Origin of the sequence: Pseudomonas sp. 43NM1, assembly GCF_002836905.1 — a bacterium.
Classification (GTDB): domain Bacteria; phylum Pseudomonadota; class Gammaproteobacteria; order Pseudomonadales; family Pseudomonadaceae; genus Aquipseudomonas; species Aquipseudomonas prosekii.
In genome coordinates this window covers 14,776-31,711 of record NZ_MKGS01000132.1, presented here as the reverse complement: position 1 = coordinate 31,711, position 16,936 = coordinate 14,776, and the positions used below count along the sequence as shown (strand labels likewise).

12 protein-coding genes are annotated in these 16,936 nt (G+C 60.3%); 5 read left to right on the top strand and 7 right to left on the bottom strand.

The genetic code is table 11. The features are described 5' to 3' along the window. Window positions 1-240: 240 nt before the first annotated feature. Both BI292_RS11805 and BI292_RS11800 read right to left on the bottom strand, forming a co-directional pair. Complete coding sequence (locus tag BI292_RS11805) at window positions 241-816, bottom strand: ANTAR domain-containing response regulator (RefSeq protein ID WP_092270912.1); 576 nt, start codon at window positions 814-816, stop codon at window positions 241-243. A 15-nt stretch (window positions 817-831) separates the two neighbouring features. Beyond that, window positions 832-2,043, bottom strand: coding sequence for a CmpA/NrtA family ABC transporter substrate-binding protein (locus BI292_RS11800; RefSeq protein WP_101207983.1), 1,212 nt, complete (start codon window positions 2,041-2,043; stop codon window positions 832-834). Window positions 2,044-2,284: 241 nt separating this feature from the next. Between BI292_RS11800 and BI292_RS11795 the strand changes: the two genes are divergently transcribed. After that, complete coding sequence (locus tag BI292_RS11795; protein ID WP_101207998.1) at window positions 2,285-3,304, top strand: quinone-dependent dihydroorotate dehydrogenase; 1,020 nt, start codon at window positions 2,285-2,287, stop codon at window positions 3,302-3,304. A 300-nt stretch (window positions 3,305-3,604) separates the two neighbouring features. Here the strand turns inward: BI292_RS11795 and rmf are convergent, their stop codons facing one another. Further along, window positions 3,605-3,820, bottom strand: coding sequence for a ribosome modulation factor (gene rmf / locus BI292_RS11790; RefSeq protein WP_003223300.1), 216 nt, complete (start codon window positions 3,818-3,820; stop codon window positions 3,605-3,607). 531 nt (window positions 3,821-4,351) lie between these two features. Here rmf and rlmKL point away from each other — a divergent pair. After that, window positions 4,352-6,622, top strand: coding sequence for a bifunctional 23S rRNA (guanine(2069)-N(7))-methyltransferase RlmK/23S rRNA (guanine(2445)-N(2))-methyltransferase RlmL (gene rlmKL / locus BI292_RS11785; protein WP_101207982.1), 2,271 nt, complete (start codon window positions 4,352-4,354; stop codon window positions 6,620-6,622). A gap of 144 nt (window positions 6,623-6,766) precedes the next feature. Beyond that, complete coding sequence (locus tag BI292_RS11780) at window positions 6,767-9,163, top strand: diguanylate cyclase (protein WP_101207981.1); 2,397 nt, start codon at window positions 6,767-6,769, stop codon at window positions 9,161-9,163. 644 nt (window positions 9,164-9,807) lie between these two features. Here the strand turns inward: BI292_RS11780 and dacB are convergent. Continuing rightward, window positions 9,808-11,268, bottom strand: coding sequence for a D-alanyl-D-alanine carboxypeptidase/D-alanyl-D-alanine-endopeptidase (gene dacB, locus BI292_RS11770; protein WP_101207979.1), 1,461 nt, complete (start codon window positions 11,266-11,268; stop codon window positions 9,808-9,810). Window positions 11,269-11,502: 234 nt separating this feature from the next. Here dacB and BI292_RS11765 point away from each other — a divergent pair, with 234 nt between their 5' ends. Next, window positions 11,503-11,847, top strand: a complete 345-nt coding sequence (locus BI292_RS11765) for a YggL family protein (protein WP_092270897.1) — start codon at window positions 11,503-11,505, stop codon at window positions 11,845-11,847. 176 nt (window positions 11,848-12,023) lie between these two features. Here BI292_RS11765 and BI292_RS11760 read toward each other — a convergent pair whose 3' ends face one another. Continuing rightward, window positions 12,024-13,214 carry a benzoate/H(+) symporter BenE family transporter gene (locus tag BI292_RS11760; RefSeq protein WP_101207978.1) on the bottom strand — a complete coding sequence of 397 codons (1,191 nt, stop codon included), beginning with the start codon at window positions 13,212-13,214 and terminating at the stop codon, window positions 12,024-12,026. A 390-nt stretch (window positions 13,215-13,604) separates the two neighbouring features. On the opposite strand from BI292_RS11760, the gene BI292_RS11755 reads away from it, so the two are divergent. After that, the gene (locus tag BI292_RS11755; protein WP_092270891.1) at window positions 13,605-14,369 is read left to right on the top strand and encodes a GntR family transcriptional regulator; all 765 of its coding nucleotides are present in this window, start codon (window positions 13,605-13,607) and stop codon (window positions 14,367-14,369) included. A gap of 274 nt (window positions 14,370-14,643) precedes the next feature. Here the strand turns inward: BI292_RS11755 and guaD are convergent, their stop codons facing one another. Beyond that, window positions 14,644-15,948, bottom strand: coding sequence for a guanine deaminase (guaD, locus tag BI292_RS11750; RefSeq protein WP_101207977.1), 1,305 nt, complete (start codon window positions 15,946-15,948; stop codon window positions 14,644-14,646). Between the two features lie 24 nt (window positions 15,949-15,972). Then, entirely contained in the window at window positions 15,973-16,818 is an 846-nt protein-coding gene (gene xdhC, locus BI292_RS11745; protein WP_101207976.1) for a xanthine dehydrogenase accessory protein XdhC, read from the bottom strand. Window positions 16,819-16,936: the final 118 nt, after the last annotated feature.

Sequence of the window (16,936 nt, the reverse complement as noted above, 5' to 3'; positions counted from 1 at the left end):
AGTCATGAGCTTGCAGGTGGGGCGCCTCCACGGCCGCACCACCGGCCCCGTCATCCGGGGCCAAAACAAAAAAACGCCGCCACCGAATCCGCCATGGGCGAACGAGGTGAGCGACGTCTTTGTCGTAGGTGGGGCAACCGCCGTTGGTTACCTGTGGTGATTACTTAGCGAGAACTGTGCCAACCGCCAGTTTCTGTAATTGTCGAGATTCCCTGTGGCAAACCCCCTCACCACCGGGCTTCAGCCGAGCAACTCACTCATCGCAATAATCTGTTCCGCGACTTGAATCAGCTTCTGCTGGCGGCTCATCGCTTGGCGGCGCATCAGCGTGTAGGCCGCTTCCTCGTTGCAGTCCTTCATTTTCATCAGCAGCCCCTTGGCCAGCTCGATGCGCTTGCGTTCGGCCAGTTGCTGATCCCGCGCATGCAACTGCGCGCGCAACGCCTGATCGCTCTCAAAACGCGCCATCGCCACATCGAGAATCGGCTGCAAACGCTGCGCGTGAATGCCTTCGACGATATAGGCGCTGACGCCCGACTTGATCGCCTGGCGCATCACGTCGGGGTCGTGTTCGTCGGTAAACATCACAATCGGCCGTGGCTGATCGCGACTGACCAGCACCACTTGTTCCATGACATCGCGGCTCGGTGACTCGGTATCGATCAGAATCACGTCCGGGCGCACCGTTTCGACGCGCGCGGGCAAGTCGATGGTCAGGCCCGATTCGTCGATCACCTCGAAACCGGCCTCAGTCAGCGCCGCTTTCAATCGCCCGACTTTCTTCGCCGTGTCGTTGATCAGGAGGATTCGCAACATATTCGCAGTCTCCTGTCAGCGGCTGGCGAGAAGAGGCGAGCTGTCGCTCATGGCGTGCAGTTTGAAGCTGCGGGCGTAGCCGGCCGGGTCGGAGCCGTCCCAGACCTTGCCGTCGTTCAACTGACTGCTGCGCATTTGCTCGTCCGGCGTGGCGATGCCCAGCGCCGTCGCGGCCTCACGGTACACATCCAGTTGCTGAACCTTGCGCGCCACGCCGAGGTAATCCGGGTCGTCGCGCAGCAAACCCCAGCGGCGGAACTGGGTCATGAACCACATGCCGTCCGACAGATACGGCAGATTCACCGCGCCGCCGCCATGGAAACGCACGGCGTGCGGGTCTTGCCAGCGATTGCCCAAGCCATCGGCGTAATCGCCGAGCAGCCGCGGCTCGATGCAATCCACCGGCGCGTCGAGGTATTCGGGCGCGCTTAACAGCTGCGCGGTGCTGCGACGATTCTCGGTGCTTTGCTCGATGAAACGGCTCGCTTCGAGAATCGCCATTACCAGTGCCCGCGCAGTGTTGGGGTATTGCTCGACGAAGGCGCGGGTGCAACCGAGGACCTTTTCCGGGTGATCGGGCCAGATGGTCTGGGTCGTTGCCATGGTGAACCCGAGGTTCTGTTTAACAGCACTGGCGCTCCACGGTTCGCCGACGCAAAACCCGTCGATCCGCCCAGCCTGCAAGTGCGCGACCATTTGTGGCGGCGGCACCACCACGCTGTCGACATCGTGCAATGGATGAATACCCTGGCTCGCGAGCCAGTAATACAGCCACATCGCGTGAGTGCCTGTCGGAAAAGTCTGGGCGAAGGTCAATTTCGCGCGAGTTTGGTGCACGTGCCGGTCGAGTGCTTCAGGACTGGTCACCCCGAGCGCCTGCAAACCGTGGGACAGATTGATGCTCTGGCCATTCTGGTTCAGGCCCATGAGCACCGCCATGTCGGTCGGCGCTACGCCGCCGATGCCCAGATGCACGGCGTAGATCAGTCCATAAAGGCTGTGCGCGGCGTCGAGTTCGCCGCTGACCAGTTTGTCGCGCAGGTTGGCCCACGACGATTGGCGCTTGAGGTTGATGGTCAAGCCATACGGTTGGGCGAAGCCCTGAGTGGCGGCGACCGCCACCGAGGCGCAGTCGCTCAGGGCCATGAATCCTACATTGATCGCGGACTTTTCCGGGGCATCGCTGCCATTGACCCAGGCCAGCGGGCCCGCTGTGGTTTGATTCATCGGGTGTCCACCTTGCATAAAAAAGCGCCGTTCCCGGTGACTGCCGAGCAGAACCGGGTGACGACGCCATTGTCTTTTGACTCCTGCCGCCATTGGCAGGAGCGCTGATGTCATGAGCTGATAGCAATGAGAGTGCAAGGCATATGCCAGTGACTTGATTTGCCTGTGCGCCTCGCTTGCGACCACGTTGCCCGGCTATAATCGCCGCCTCATTTCGCCGCCATTCGAGTCAAACCCGCCCATGTACACCCTGGCCCGTCAGCTGTTGTTCAAACTTTCCCCGGAAACCTCCCACGATCTGTCCCTGGACCTGATCGGCGCGGGCGGGCGTTTGGGCCTCAACGGCTTGCTGAGCAAGGCGCCGGCAAACGTGCCGGTGAAGGTCATGGGCCTCGATTTCCCCAACCCGGTGGGTCTGGCGGCCGGTCTGGACAAGAACGGCGCGGCCATCGATGGTTTTGCCCAGTTGGGTTTTGGTTTCGTCGAAATCGGCACGATCACCCCGCGTCCGCAGCCGGGCAATCCGAAACCACGGATTTTCCGTTTGCCGCAAGCCGAGGCGATCATCAACCGCATGGGCTTCAACAACCTCGGCGTCGATCACTTGCTGGCCCGCGTCGCGGCAGCCAAGTACAAGGGCGTGCTCGGGATCAATATCGGTAAAAACTTCGACACGCCGGTCGAGCGTGCGGTCGAGGATTACCTGATCTGCCTCGACAAGGTCTACGCGCATGCGAGTTACGTGACGGTCAACGTCAGTTCGCCGAACACCCCGGGCCTGCGCAGTTTGCAGTTCGGTGATTCGCTCAAGCAATTGCTCGCCGACCTCGCGCAGCGTCGCGCCGAATTGGCGTTGCGCCACGGCAAACATGTGCCGCTGGCGATCAAGATTGCCCCGGACATGACTGATGAAGAGACCGCGCAAGTGGCCCAGGCGTTGATCGAAACCGGCATGGACGCGGTGATCGCCACCAACACCACGCTGAGCCGGGTTGGCGTTGAAGGGCTGGAGCATGGCGAAGAGGCGGGCGGCTTGTCCGGCGCGCCGGTTCGCGAGAAAAGCACCAATACGGTCAAGGTCTTGGCCGGTGAACTGGCCGGGCGTTTGCCGATTATTGCGGTGGGCGGGATTACCGAGGGCAAGCACGCGGCTGAGAAAATCGCTGCGGGCGCGAGTCTGGTGCAGATCTACTCCGGCTTCATCTACAAAGGCCCGGCGCTGATTCGCGAATCGGTCGATGCAATCGCCGCTATTCGCTGATATCCCTCGTCCATGTACATGTAGCAGCTGCCGAGCCTGCGAGGCTGCGTTCGGCGGCGAAGCCGTCGTAAACCCTGCGTGTGCGGTGTGTCTGCAAGACCGGGGTGTCTGATTTCACGACTCCTTCGCAGCCGAACGCAGCCTCGCGGGCTCGGCAGCTGCTACAAAGGATGGCGATGTTTTTGGAATAAAAAGGGCACCTCGAAGGTGCCCTTGGGCCGGAGCCCGCCGTCCGGATGGGACGTGCGTGGTTAATGCGTTACGTAATCGGATTGTTGTGTTGCAGTGTCAGGCCCTTTGTTAGCCAACGGCGTGAAGTTCGTTGAGTCTGTGGATTCCCGCAGTGCCGGTCATACCGTCCCAGTTGTCGCCGCGTCCTTCTCGCCAGCCGTTAATCCAGGCTTGGCGTACCGACGGTAGAGTAAATGGGCAAAGCTCACGGGATTTGCCACCAACGCCATATTGATATCCGCGCAAAAATGCTCTTTCCAACGGATCACGCTTAAGTCTTCTCATAGGGTGTTGCCCTCACTTGTTGACTGTATTCATCGCGTCGACCTCAATTGAGGTCTGGCAGAAAAATTCTGCCGTTGGCGGCTCGCTGCCGGCGTCGCGAGCCAAGTTGTTGACGTCGTTGCGGCGTCAACCTGTGTTGAGTTCTAACCAATGCGTCACATCGAGGGAATGATCGTTTTGTCATAAGGACGTAACCAGAAAGATGCTATGGCCATAAGTAACACGATGTATGACGCGTGTTTATTGGCCAAACCCCGGTATGATCAGCTCCGCGCTGTATGACGGGTTTAATCCCTTAGTGAGAATGACCCACGTTTACGCTGCGGTATTATTCGACGAAGGGTCGCTTTATGACTTTTTGTTGCTGCGACTTTTTTATCTGCCCTGGCATCTAAGCTCCTTTAACCCGAGCAGCCAGGGTGGGACGGCACACCTTCGTGCCACGCGGGCGCTCTTTTAGAAAAGCGCCTGATTGAAAACCGGACCGGCAATGCGTTGCCGGCCCACTTAGCCAAAGGCTCTGAAATTCCAATGTCCGATCAATTCGAAATCTTCCTCACTTGCCCTAAAGGCCTTGAAGGCCTGCTCATCGAGGAAGCCGTCGGGCTTGGCCTTGAAGAAGCGCGCGAACACACCTCGGCCGTGCGCGGCATGGCCACCATGGAAACCGCTTATCGTCTGTGCCTGTGGTCGCGTCTGGCGAACCGGGTGCTGCTGGTGCTCAAGCGTTTCCAGATGAAGGACGCCGAAGACCTCTACCACGGCGTGCTCGACATCGAGTGGCAAGACCACATGCTCAACGACGGCACCCTGGCCGTTGAATTCAGCGGCCACGGTTCGGGCATCGACAACACGCACTTCGGCGCGCTGAAAGTCAAAGACGCCATCGTCGACAAACTGCGCACCCCGCAAGGCGACCGTCCGTCCATCGATAAGCTCAACCCGGACCTGCGCATCCACCTGCGTCTGGACCGTGGCGAAGCGATTCTCTCGCTCGACCTCTCCGGCCACAGCCTGCACCAGCGCGGCTATCGCTTGCAGCAGGGCGCGGCACCCTTGAAAGAAAACCTCGCCGCAGCGATTTTGATCCGCTCCGGCTGGCCACGCATTGCCGCCGAGAGTGGCGCGCTTGCTGACCCGATGTGCGGTGTCGGTACGTTCCTCGTCGAAGCCGCAATGATCGCCGCCGATATGGCGCCGAACCTGCGCCGCGAGCAATGGGGTTTCACCGCTTGGCTGGGTCATGTCCCGGCGCTGTGGAAGAAGCTTCACGAAGAAGCCACGGAGCGTTGCGCAGCAGGTCTGGCCAAGCCACCGCTGTGGATTCGCGGTTATGAAGCGGATCCGCGCCTGATTCAACCGGGCCGCAACAACGTCGAGCGCGCCGGGCTCAGCGAATGGATCAAGATCTATCAGGGCGAAGTCGGCACTTTCGAGCCGCGCCCGGACCAGAACCAGAAAGGCTTGGTGATCTGCAACCCGCCGTACGGCGAACGTCTGGGTGACGAGGCGAGCTTGCTCTATCTCTACCAGAACCTCGGCGAACGTCTGCGTCAGGCTTGCTTGAACTGGGAAGCTGCGGTGTTCACCGGCGCCCCGGACCTGGGCAAGCGCATGGGCATTCGCAGCCACAAACAGTATTCGTTCTGGAACGGCGCGTTGCCGTGCAAATTGCTCCTGATCAAAGTCACGCCGGACCAGTTCGTCACCGGCGAGCGCCGCACCCCGGAGCAACGTCAGGTCGAGCGCGAGCAGGCTGAAGTTGAAGTCGCCGACAACGATGTGGCGCCGGGCAAGTATGAGAAGTACAACAAGAACGGCAACCCGATCAAACCGGCTCCGGTAGTGATCGAGCAACCGCGCTTGAGCGAAGGCGGGCAGATGTTTGCCAACCGCCTGCAGAAAAATCTCAAGGCCTTGGGCAAGTGGGTCAAGCGCGAAGGCATCGATTGCTACCGCGTCTACGATGCCGACATGCCGGAATATTCGATGGCCATCGACCTGTATCAGGATTGGGTCCACGTCCAGGAATACGCCGCGCCGAAGTCCATCGATCCGGAAAAAGCCTCGGCGCGCATGTTCGATGCCCTGGCGGCGATTCCGCAGGCCTTGAACATCGACAAGAGCCGCGTGGTGGTCAAGCGTCGCGAGCGTCAGAGCGGCACCAAGCAATACGAACGTCAGGCTGCGCAGGGCAAGTTCGTCGAGGTCAACGAAGGTGGCGTCAAGCTGCTGGTCAACCTCACCGACTACCTCGACACCGGGCTGTTCCTCGACCACCGGCCAATGCGCATGCGCATCCAGAAAGAGGCGGCTGGCAAGCGCTTCCTTAATCTGTATTGCTACACCGCGACCGCCAGCGTGCACGCAGCCAAGGGTGGCGCGCGCAGCACCACCAGCGTCGATCTGTCGAAAACCTACCTCGATTGGGCGCGGCGCAACCTGTCGTTGAACGGTTTCTCCGACAAGAACCGTCTGGAGCAGAGCGACGTGATGGTCTGGCTGGACGCCTGCCGTGAGGAGTTCGACCTGATCTTCATCGATCCGCCGACCTTCTCCAATTCCAAGCGCATGGAAGGCATCTTCGACGTGCAGCGCGATCAGGTGCAGTTGATCGACCTGGCCATGGCGCGTCTGGCGCCGGGCGGCGTGTTGTACTTCTCCAACAACTTCCGCAAGTTCGTGCTGGAGGAGAATCTGACCCAGCGTTACGCGGTCGAGGAAATCACCCCGCAGACCGTCGATCCGGACTTTGCCCGTAACGGCAAGATCCATCGCGCCTGGAAAATCACGGCCCGCTGACACCTCAGGGCATTTGGATCCACAGAGCCTTGATTTTCAAAGGCTCTTGGCTCCTCGCCGAGCTAGCCAAATTAGTGGCTAATAGCTATAACTCAACCACGGCCAATGGGCTTTTCCGGCACCAGGCGTTTTGAGTTGTGTTCTATGTCGTTGCACGCCGTGCGCCCCAAGATCCTGGGTTTTATCAGCGAAGATGTCTCGGCCTGGCTGGTCGCGTCGCTGGTATTGCTCGCTGGCGGGATTCTCACGGGATTGCTGGCGTGGGGCACGCTGAATCTGTTTCACCATCAATTGCGGCAACGCTTCCAACTGCTGGCCAGTGAGCGTTACAGCCGTATCGAAGAACGTTTCGAAGATCAGGAGCAGCGCCTCGACGGGCTGCGCCGGTTCTTTGCCAATTCCGGATCGGTGTCCCGCGCCGAATTCGACGGCTACACCGAACCCTTGTTGCATCGCACCCAAGCGTACTCTTTTGCCGAGCGCGTCAGCCGCGAAGAGCGCCCAGCGTTTGAGCGCGAAGTGCGTGGCCAGGGTTTCGCCGATTTTTCCATTCGTGAATTGAAGGCATCGGGCGAGCTGCAACTGGCCGGCGACCGCGATGAATACGTGGCGGTGCTGTACAGCCAGACGTTGAGTCGGCTCGGTTCGCCGCTCGGCTACGATTTGCTCGCGCAACCCTTGCGCCGCGCGACCCTGGAACGTGCCGCCCAGTCGGGGCGCATGGCGGTGTCGCAACCGATGCATCTGGTCAGCGTTGAACCGGCCTATGCGCGCGGGGTGCTGCTGGTGGCGCCGGTGCAGCGCGAGCAAAACCCGTCCGGTTCGACTCAGCCATTCGGCTATGTGATGGCGGTGATCAGCATGCGCCAGTTGCTCGCCGAGGGGCTGCCCGACGCCGGTTATGACTATCTGACGGTGCGCATTCTGGACTTGTCGACCGACGATCAGCACGAGGTGTTGTACGAATCTTCGAACACCGCGGCCGAAAGCAGTTTGTTCGCCAGTCGTCTGCTGCGCATGGCCGATCACGATTACCAAGTGGATATTCAGCCCAGCGAAGCATTTCTGCAGGCGAATCATTCGTCGGTCACCAGCCTGGTGGTGCTTGGCGGTTTGCTCAGTGTGTTGCTCAGTGCGCTGCTGTACGTGTTGGTCAGTCAGCGGCAACGGGCGCTGACCCTGGTCGAGCAGCGCACCGAGGAGCTGCGTGCCCGCGAGGAGGAATTGCGCGGCACGCATGGCCAGTTGCGCGGGGTGCTCAACGCGGCGACGCAAGTGGCGATCATCGCTACCGATCTGCGCGGCGTCATTAGCACCTTCAATGCCGGCGCCGAACAGATGCTCGGTTATGCAGCGGCCGAGGTGGTCGGGCACATGACCCTGGAGAGCCTGCACTTTCCCCGTGAGCTGGTCGCGCGTTCGGCGGAATTGAGCGCGCGTTACGGCAAGCTGATTCCGACCTGTCAGGCGATGCTGGTCGAGGGCGGCGAGGAGGGCGGTCATCAGGCGCGCGAATGGACGCTGGTGCGCAAGGATGGCAGTCATCTGGCGGTGAACATGCTGGCGACGCCGGTGCTGGACGAGCAGGGGCTGTGGGTCGGGCACTTGGCGATCTGCATCGACATCACCGAGCGCAAGCGTGTCTACGAAGCCTTGGCGGCGCGGGATCTGCTGCTGAAGAAACTCAGCGCGCATGTGCCGGGCGGCATCTATCAATTCAAAATGGAGTTCGACGGGCGCTTCAGCGTGATTTATGCGAGTGATGGCATCCGCGAGATCTATGAGCTCGATCCGGATGTGTTGCTGTTGAATGCCGAGGCGATTTTCTCGCGGATTCATCCGCAGGACTCAAGCCGCGTGCGCGCGTCGATCCGCGCCTCGGCGCAAACCGTCAGTCCGTGGCGTGAGGAATATCGCGTGCAACTGCCGCAGCGTGGTTTGCGCTGGGTGCGCGGCGAGGCCACCCCGGAAGAATTGCCCGGCGGCGGCGTGCTGTGGCATGGCTATATTTCCGACATTTCCGATTTGAAGCGGGTGGAAGAGGAATTGCGCGCGCTGTCGGTCACTGATTCGCTGACCGGCATTCACAATCGGCGCTATTTCCAGGAACGCCTGACCACCGAAATGGCCCGGGTCGAGCGCGGCGGCGGCGAGTTGTCGGTGATCATGCTCGATATTGACCACTTCAAACGCATCAACGACCAGCATGGCCACGCCGTCGGCGACCGAGTGTTGCAAGCGGTCTGCGAACGCATCGGCCATCGTCTGCGCCGCACTGATGTGTTCTGCCGTTTGGGCGGCGAAGAGTTCATGGTGCTGTGCCCGGACATCGACGGCGAACACGCGCATGTGCTGGCATTGCAGCTGTGGCAGGCGTTACGCAGCTCGCCGATTGACGGCGTCGGCACCGTCACCGCGAGTTTCGGCATCGCCAGTTGGCGCGCCGGCGAAGGCGCCGATTCATTGCTGCTGCGCGCCGATTCCGGGGTATACGCCGCAAAACAAGCGGGCCGCGACCGGGTAGAAGCACAGCCAGGCTGACCCAAGCCTCGGTAGGCCCCGGATTTGATGCCCCAACCCAAATCGCCTGTAGGAGCTGAGCTTGCTCGCGAAAGCGGTGTGTCAGCCAACATTTAAGTCGACTGACCTACCGCCATCGCGAGCAAGCTCGGCTCCCACAGGGATTTGTGGTTGGTCAGGGAAATCGTGTTCAACCCACAACCCTGTAGGAGTGAGCCTGCTCGCGAAAGCGGTAAGTCAGCCAACAAATTAATCAACTGAGCCACCGCCATCGCGAGCAAGCTCGGCTCCCACAGGGATTTGTGGTTGGTCAGGGAAATCGTGTTCAACCCACAACCCTGTAGGAGTGAGCCTGCTCGCGATAGCGGTGTGTCAGCCAACAAATTAATCAACTGACCCACCGCCATCGCGAGCAAGCTCAGCTACAGGGGGTTGTGGTTGGTCAGGGAATTTGTGTTCACCGCAGGTGCAGGGAGTTGTGGTTGGTCGGGGAATTTGTGTCCGCCGCAGGTGCAGGGATTTGTGGTGGGGCAGAGGATTTGTGTTCAGCCCATACCCCTGTGGGAGCCGAGCTTGCTCGCGATAGCGGTGTATCAGCCAACATTTAAGTCGACTGATCCACCGCCATCGCGAGCAAGCTCAGCCCCCGCAGGGTTTTGTGTGCTTTACAGCACCGAAGCGGTGGCTGGTACTTTTGGCTGGCGATACAGATCCAGCAGCACTTGGTCCAATACCGACGACGCGCCAAACGGGGCTTTGTCGTTCAGGATGGCCACCACCGCCCAGGTGTTGCCGTTGACGTCGCGGCTGTAGCCGGAGATCGCGCGGACGGTGTTCAGGGTGCCGGTCTTGATGTGCGCTTCGCCGCGCATTGCCGTGGTTTTCAGGCGTTTGCGCATGGTGCCGTCGGTGCCGGCGATCGGCATCGAGCTGATGAACTCGGCGGCATACGGGCTGCGCCACGCGGCTTGCAGCATGCCGGCCATTTCACGGGCGCTGACGCGTTCGGCGCGGGACAGGCCGGAGCCGTTCTCCATCACCAGGTGCGGCGCGGTGATGCCTTTCTGCGCCAGCCACTGACGGACCACACGCTGGGCAGCCTTGGCATCGTCACCGTCGGCGTCATTGCGGAAGCGCTGACCGAGGCTCAAAAACAGCTGCTGCGCCATGGTGTTGTTGCTGTACTTGTTGATGTCACGAATGATCTCCGCCAGATCCGGCGAAAACGCCCGCGCCAGCACTTTCGCGTCTTTCGGCGTCGGCGCCAGACGGTCGCGGCCCTGAATGCTGCCGCCCAGTTCTTTCCAGATCGCCCGCACGGCGCCCGCGGTGTAAGTCGCGTGATCGAGCAGCGACAGGTAAGTCTGCGAACTGCAGCCTTCGCCCAACTGCCCGCCCACCGTCACGTTGACGCTGCCATCGGGTTGGGTCACCGGGTTGTAGCGCACGCCGCCGGTGCATTGTTTGGAGTTGATCGCCTTGACCTGATTGTCTATGCGCACGCTGGCAATCGGCGGCTCCACCGACACCAGCACTTTGCCGTTGTCGTTGCGCGCAACAAAACGCAGGGCTTTGAGGTTGACCATCAGCGAATCGGGTTTGACCAGGAACGGCTTGTTCTCGTCATTGCCGTCGTCATTGAATTGCGGCAATTGCGGTTGCATGAAGAAGCCGCGATCCAGCACCAGGTCGCCAGTAATCTGCGTTACGCCGTTGGCGCGCAGGTCGCGCATCAGCAGCCAGAGTTTTTCCATGTTCAGCTTCGGATCGCCGCCACCCTTGAGGTAGAGGTTGCCGTTGAGAATGCCGCCGCTGAGCGTGCCGTCGGTGTAAAACTCGGTTTTCCACTGATGGTTGGGACCAAGCATTTCCAGCGCGGCGTAAGTGGTGACCAGTTTCATGGTCGACGCCGGGTTGACCGAAACGTCTGCGTTGAAGATCGTCGGCGTGCCCGGCCCGTTGAGCGGAATCATCACCAGCGACAGGGCGTTGTCCTGCAATTTGCTGGCCTTGAGGGCTTTTTCAACATTGGGAGACAGGGCGGTGTTGATCGGGGCGGCAGAAACCGGGAGCGCCAGGGGCAGAAGAAGACTGGCAAAAAACAGTGGACGCAAAGATTTGATCATATGAAGTAAAACCCTGCAGGCGAGGGGAAAAAAGGCGAGGGCATGAAGATAAAATCCCTCAGTGGTCATGAAAGTGTCGGCATTATGCCCCAAGGTGACGCACCTTGTGCCGTGCGCAACCCCCCTGATTGGCTATTTTTTTACCGACGGTAGCCTGGCCACTACCGTGGAACGGGTAATTGGCGCCTTAAACTGCTAAAGTGCCGCCCGTTATTACTTATGAGGATTGTTCCAATGGCGACTAACCGTTCCCAGCGTCTGCGCAAAAAGCTGTGCGTCGATGAATTTCAAGAGCTGGGTTTCGAACTGAACCTGGATTTCAAAGAAGATTTGGCTGATGAAGCCATTGATGCTTTCCTCAACGCTTTCCTGAAAGAAGCTATGGAAGCCAACGGTCTGGGTTATGTTGGCGGCGATGACTTCGGTCTGGTTTGCCTGCAGAAGCGTGGCTCGGTGTCCGAAGAGCAGCGCGCTGCTGTTGAAGCCTGGCTCAAGGGCCGCAGCGAACTGACTGAAGTCACTGTCAGCCCGCTGCTCGACGTCTGGTACCCGGAAAAGCCGATCAATCCGGTAGCTTGATGTCATAAAAGAAACGGCGACCCACGGGTCGCCGTTTTTTTTGCCTGCGATTTGCTGGTGCAGGTGTAGGGTTCGGACTGCAATGGCGTTCTCGCAAATGTCTTCGCGGGCAAGCCTCGCTCCTACAAAGTCTGGCGCTGAACCTGTAGGAGCGAGGCTTGCCCGCGAAGAGGCCCTCAGCTTTTACGCCAATTCAAAATCAGCAACGTCAAAACCCCCGCGACAATCCCCCAAAACGCCGAGCCGATGGAAAACAGCGTCAGCCCCGACGCGGTGACCATAAATGTAATCAGCGCCGCTTCACGCTCCTTGGCCTCACTCATGGCAATGCTCAAACCATTCATGATCGAGGCAAACAGCGCCAGCGCGGCAATCGACAGCACCAATTCCTTTGGCAACGCTGCGAACAGCGCCGCCAACGTCGCGCCGAACACTCCGGCGATGCCGTAGAAAATTCCGCACCAGACCGCCGCGGTGTAACGCTTGTTGCGATCCTCATGGGCGTGCGGCCCAGTGCAGATCGCCGCGCTGATCGCCGCCAGGTTGATGCCGTGCGAGCCGAACGGCGCCAGCAGCAGCGAGGCAATCCCGGTCGTGGTGATCAGCGGCGAGGCGGGCACGTTATAACCGTCGGCGCGCAACACAGCGATGCCGGGCATGTTCTGCGAGGTCATCGCCACCACAAACAGCGGGATGCCGATGCTGATGGTCGCGGCGAAGGAAAAGTGCGGCGTGGTCCACACCGGCGTCGCCACTTCCAGATGAAAAGCGCTGAAATCCAGCAACCCCATGAACCCCGACAACGCCGTGCCGATCAACAGCGCGGCGAGCACCGCATAACGCGGCGACAGGCGTTTGACCAGCAGATAAGTGAAGAACATCGCCAGCACCAACGTCGTGCGATGCTGCGCCGCGACGAAAATCTCGCTGCCGATCTTGAACAGAATCCCGGCGAGCAGAGCGGCCGCCAGTGATGCCGGGATCTTTTTCACCAGGCGCTCAAAGCTGCCGGTCAAACCACAAATCGTCACCAGCACCGCGCAGGTAATGTAGGCGCCGATGGCTTCGCCGTAACTCACGCCCCCGAGGCTGGTGATCAACAACGCGGCGCCGGGAGTCGACCAGGCAATGGTGATCGGCGTGCGATAACGCAATGACAAGCCGATCGAGCACACCGCCATGCCGATCGAAATCGCCCAGATCCACGAAGAAATCTGCCCACTGCTCAGACCCGCCGCTTGCTCGGCCTGGAACATCAGCACCAGCGAACTGGTGTAGCCGGTCATCATCGCGATGAACCCGGCGACAATGGCCGACGGCGAAGTGTCGGCAAATGGGCGCAGGCGAGTGTGCGTGACGTCGTTCATGACAGCGGTGTTCCTTGTTCTAGTGGAGATGCCCGCGCCCTTTGTAGCAGCTGGCGAAGCCTGCGTTCGGCTGCGCAGCAGTCGTGAAATCAGGCAGCGCGGTGTATCAGGTAAACCGCGAGCACAGGGTTTACGACTGCTTCGCAGCCGAACGCAGGCTTCGCCAGCTGCTACAGGGATCGGGGTAGACGCGCGGATTCTGCGTTCAAGCCTAAACTCAAATGTAACGGACCGTTGCAATACAGCCGTGGCCGCAATCAGCCATACAGTCGTGTTGCCACCATCCATTGTGTACAATCGCGGTGTTTTTTACGCGATACTTGCCAGCGACCCACTGTGCCGTATTACAGTCACGGTCTATTCGCCGCAGTTCTCCCGACTCGAGTGCCCATGAACGAACAGTTGCAGCCCCTCAAGAAACAACCGCGAGCAGGCAAAGCCGGCCGCAGCGGTACCCAGGACGATATTGTCTACGCGCATATCTTCGAGGCCATCCTCGAACAGCGTCTGGCGCCCGGCACCAAGTTGAGCGAAGAAGCGCTGGGGGAAATTTTCGGGGTCAGCCGCACCATCATTCGCCGCGCGTTATCGCGACTGGCGCATGAAGGCGTGGTATTGCTGCGGCCGAACCGTGGCGCCGTGGTCGCCAGCCCGAGCGTCGAAGAGGCGCGTCAGGTGTTCCTCGCCCGGCGTCTGGTCGAGCGCGCGATCACCGAACTGGCCGTGCAGCACGCCACCGCCGAGCAGATTGCCGAGCTGCGGCAGATGGTCAACGACGAGCGCGACAGCTTCTCGCGTGGCGATCGCGGCGCCGGTATCCGGCTATCGGGTGAGTTCCATTTGAAACTTGCCGAAGCTGCGAAGAACGCGCCACTGATCAGTTTCCAACGCAGCCTGGTGTCGCAGACTTCGCTGATCATCGCCCAATACGAAAGCGGCAACCGCTCGCATTGTTCGTATGACGAGCACACGCAGTTGATCGACGCGATTGAAGCGCGCAACGGTGGTCTGGCGGTTGATTTGATGATGCATCACATGGACCACATCGACAGCAAACTCAACCTCGACGAAGAAAGCGCGTCGGATGATTTGCACGCAGTGTTCTCGCATTTGTTGCAGACCAAAAAGCCTGGGCGTTCGGCTGCCAAGCTCTAACGCAGACCGAGTCGCGGCCATCGCGAGCAAGCTCGGCTCCCACAGGGGATTAGTGAGCGACACAGTTCATTTGCAGGCGCGATCCCGCTGATCGCGAGCAGGCTCGCTCCTACAGGGGATTTGTGTACGACACCGATCAAGTGTGGGAGCGAGCTTGCTCGCGATAGCGACCTGACAGGCAATAAAAATCCCCCGGGCTCTAAGAGCGACGGGGGATTTTTTTATGCCCGGAAAAACCTTCAGATCGTTCCCACGCTCCAGGTCGGGGAATAACTCAGCGCTGGTACACCTGATTCCCCGCCGCATAGGTCTGCAGCACGGTGCGGTCATCACCCAGCGTCATCAACACAAACAACGTTTCGGCGATGTCTTTCGACTGCTTCAAGCGATAGCTCAGCAGCGGTGTGGCGTTGTAATCCAAAACCAGGAAGTCCGCGTCAGTGCCCGGCTGCAACGTGCCGATTTTCTCCTCCAGACGCAGCGCACGCGCGCCGCCGAGGGTCGCCAGGTACAGCGATTTGAACGGGCTCAACCGCGCGCCTTGCAGTTGCATGACTTTGTACGCTTCGTTCAAAGTTTGCAGCAGCGAGAAACTGGTGCCGCCGCCAACGTCCGTGCCCAGGCCGACATTGACCTTGTGCTTCTCGGCCATCGGCAAGTTGAACAAACCGCTGCCGAGAAACAGGTTCGACGTCGGGCAAAAAGCGATCGCCGAGCCGGTCTCCGCCAGTCGCGCACACTCGTCATCACACAAATGCACGCCGTGGGCGAACACCGAGCGCTCGCCGAGCAGTTGGTAATGGTCGTAGACGTCGAGGTAACCCTTACGCTCCGGGAACAGCTCCTTGACCCACTCGACTTCCTGCAGGTTTTCGCTGATGTGCGTCTGCATGTACAGATCAGGGTATTCGCCGAGCAACTGACCGGCGAGGGTCAGTTGTTCCGGGGTGCTGGTCGGGGCGAAGCGTGGGGTCACCGCGTAGTGCAAACGGCCCTTGCCGTGCCAGCGCTCGATCAACGCCTTGCTCTCGACATAGCTGGATTCAGCGGTGTCGGTCAGGTAGTCCGGCGCGTTGCGGTCCATCATCACCTTGCCGGCGATCATCCGCAGGTCAAGTTGCTCGGCGGCTTCAAAAAACGAGTTCACCGATTGCGGGTGCACGCTGCCGAACACCAGCGCGGTGGTGGTGCCGTTGCGCAGCAGTTCCTTGACGAAAATATCCGCGACTTCATCGGCGTGGGCCTTGTCTCCGAACTGGCTTTCGCACGGGAAGGTGTAAGTGTTGAGCCAGTCGAGCAACTGCTCGCCGTAGGCGCCGACCATGCCGGTTTGCGGGAAGTGAATGTGCGTGTCGATGAAGCCTGGCGTGATCAGCGCGTCCTGATAGTGAGTGATCTCGATGTCGGCCGGCAGCGTCGGCAGTAAATCGCAGGCGTGGCCGAGGGCGCTGATCTGGCCGTTATCGACCACCAGCAGGCCGTCTTCGAAATACTCATACGAGGCTTCGATCCCCACTTCGGCGGGGTCGGCGATGCTGTGCAGGATGGCGGCACGGTAGGCTTTGCGAGTCAGAGGCATGTCGGTTCTCAGTGTCTGGGCTTATCAATTAGAGGCTTGGCTGCGGCGTGAAGCAGGCAGCAGTTTGGCAATCGATGATCCGGCGCTGGCAGTTTGCTGGCCGAAGTTCGCGTTATAGGTGGCGATGATTTCGCCGGCAATGGAGACGGCGATTTCCACAGGCAACTTGCCTTTGACTTCGCCAATGCCCATCGGGCAGCGCATGCGTTGCAGCACGGCGCTGTCGAAACCGCGGTCGCGCAAACGATGTTCAAACTTGACGCGTTTGGTCTTCGAGCCGATCAGGCCGAAGTAGGCGAAGTCGTTGCGCTTGAGGATCGCGGCGGTGAGTTCGAGGTCGAGCTGGTGATTGTGGGTCATGACGATGCAATAGCTGCCCACGGGCAAATCGTCGATTTCATCGAGCGGTTCTTCGGCGACGATTTTACGCACGCCGTGGGGGATCTGGTCGGGGAACTCGGCATCGCGCGAGTCGATCCAGCGCACGCGGCAGGGCAGGCTGGCGAGCAACGGCACCAGCGCGCGGCCGACATGCCCGGCGCCGAACACGGCGATTTGCGCCTGGACCTGGCCCATCGGTTCGAACAGCAACACGGTCACGCCGCCGCAGCACTGGCCCAGACTGGCGCCCAGGCTGAAGCGCTCCAGATGCGTGTCCTGTTTGCCGCTGGCGAGCATTTCGCGGCTGATCTGCATGGCTTTGTATTCCAGATGCCCGCCACCGATGGTGTCGAAACTCTGTTTGGCGCTGATGACCATTTTCGAACCGGCATTGCGCGGCGTCGAGCCGAGCTCTTCGATGATGGTCACCAACACGCAGGGTTCGCCTTGGGATTGCAAGTCGGCGAGGGCGTCGATCCAGTTGTACATGTTTTCACCTCGACATCTGTGTTGTCTGTTCGGGCCTCTTCGCGGGCAAGCCTCGCTCCTACAGTATTCGCGTCGTGCACATCATCGCGATACACCATCAATCTGTAGGAGCGAGGCT

What these genes read in the sequence shown, in the direction of transcription:
- BI292_RS11765 (WP_092270897.1), top strand. Translation starts at nt 11,503, where the DNA reads ATGGCGACTAACCGTTCCCAGCGTCTGCGCAAAAAGCTGTGCGTCGAT.
- BI292_RS11795 (WP_101207998.1), top strand. Translation starts at nt 2,285, where the DNA reads ATGTACACCCTGGCCCGTCAGCTGTTGTTCAAACTTTCCCCGGAAACC.
- BI292_RS11800 (WP_101207983.1), bottom strand. Translation starts at nt 2,043, where the DNA reads ATGAATCAAACCACAGCGGGCCCGCTGGCCTGGGTCAATGGCAGCGAT.
- BI292_RS11805 (WP_092270912.1), bottom strand. Translation starts at nt 816, where the DNA reads ATGTTGCGAATCCTCCTGATCAACGACACGGCGAAGAAAGTCGGGCGA.
- BI292_RS11755 (WP_092270891.1), top strand. Translation starts at nt 13,605, where the DNA reads ATGAACGAACAGTTGCAGCCCCTCAAGAAACAACCGCGAGCAGGCAAA.
- dacB (WP_101207979.1), bottom strand. Translation starts at nt 11,268, where the DNA reads ATGATCAAATCTTTGCGTCCACTGTTTTTTGCCAGTCTTCTTCTGCCC.
- rmf (WP_003223300.1), bottom strand. Translation starts at nt 3,820, where the DNA reads ATGAGAAGACTTAAGCGTGATCCGTTGGAAAGAGCATTTTTGCGCGGA.
- guaD (WP_101207977.1), bottom strand. Translation starts at nt 15,948, where the DNA reads ATGCCTCTGACTCGCAAAGCCTACCGTGCCGCCATCCTGCACAGCATC.
- BI292_RS11760 (WP_101207978.1), bottom strand. Translation starts at nt 13,214, where the DNA reads ATGAACGACGTCACGCACACTCGCCTGCGCCCATTTGCCGACACTTCG.
- BI292_RS11780 (WP_101207981.1), top strand. Translation starts at nt 6,767, where the DNA reads ATGTCGTTGCACGCCGTGCGCCCCAAGATCCTGGGTTTTATCAGCGAA.
- xdhC (WP_101207976.1), bottom strand. Translation starts at nt 16,818, where the DNA reads ATGTACAACTGGATCGACGCCCTCGCCGACTTGCAATCCCAAGGCGAA.
- rlmKL (WP_101207982.1), top strand. Translation starts at nt 4,352, where the DNA reads ATGTCCGATCAATTCGAAATCTTCCTCACTTGCCCTAAAGGCCTTGAA.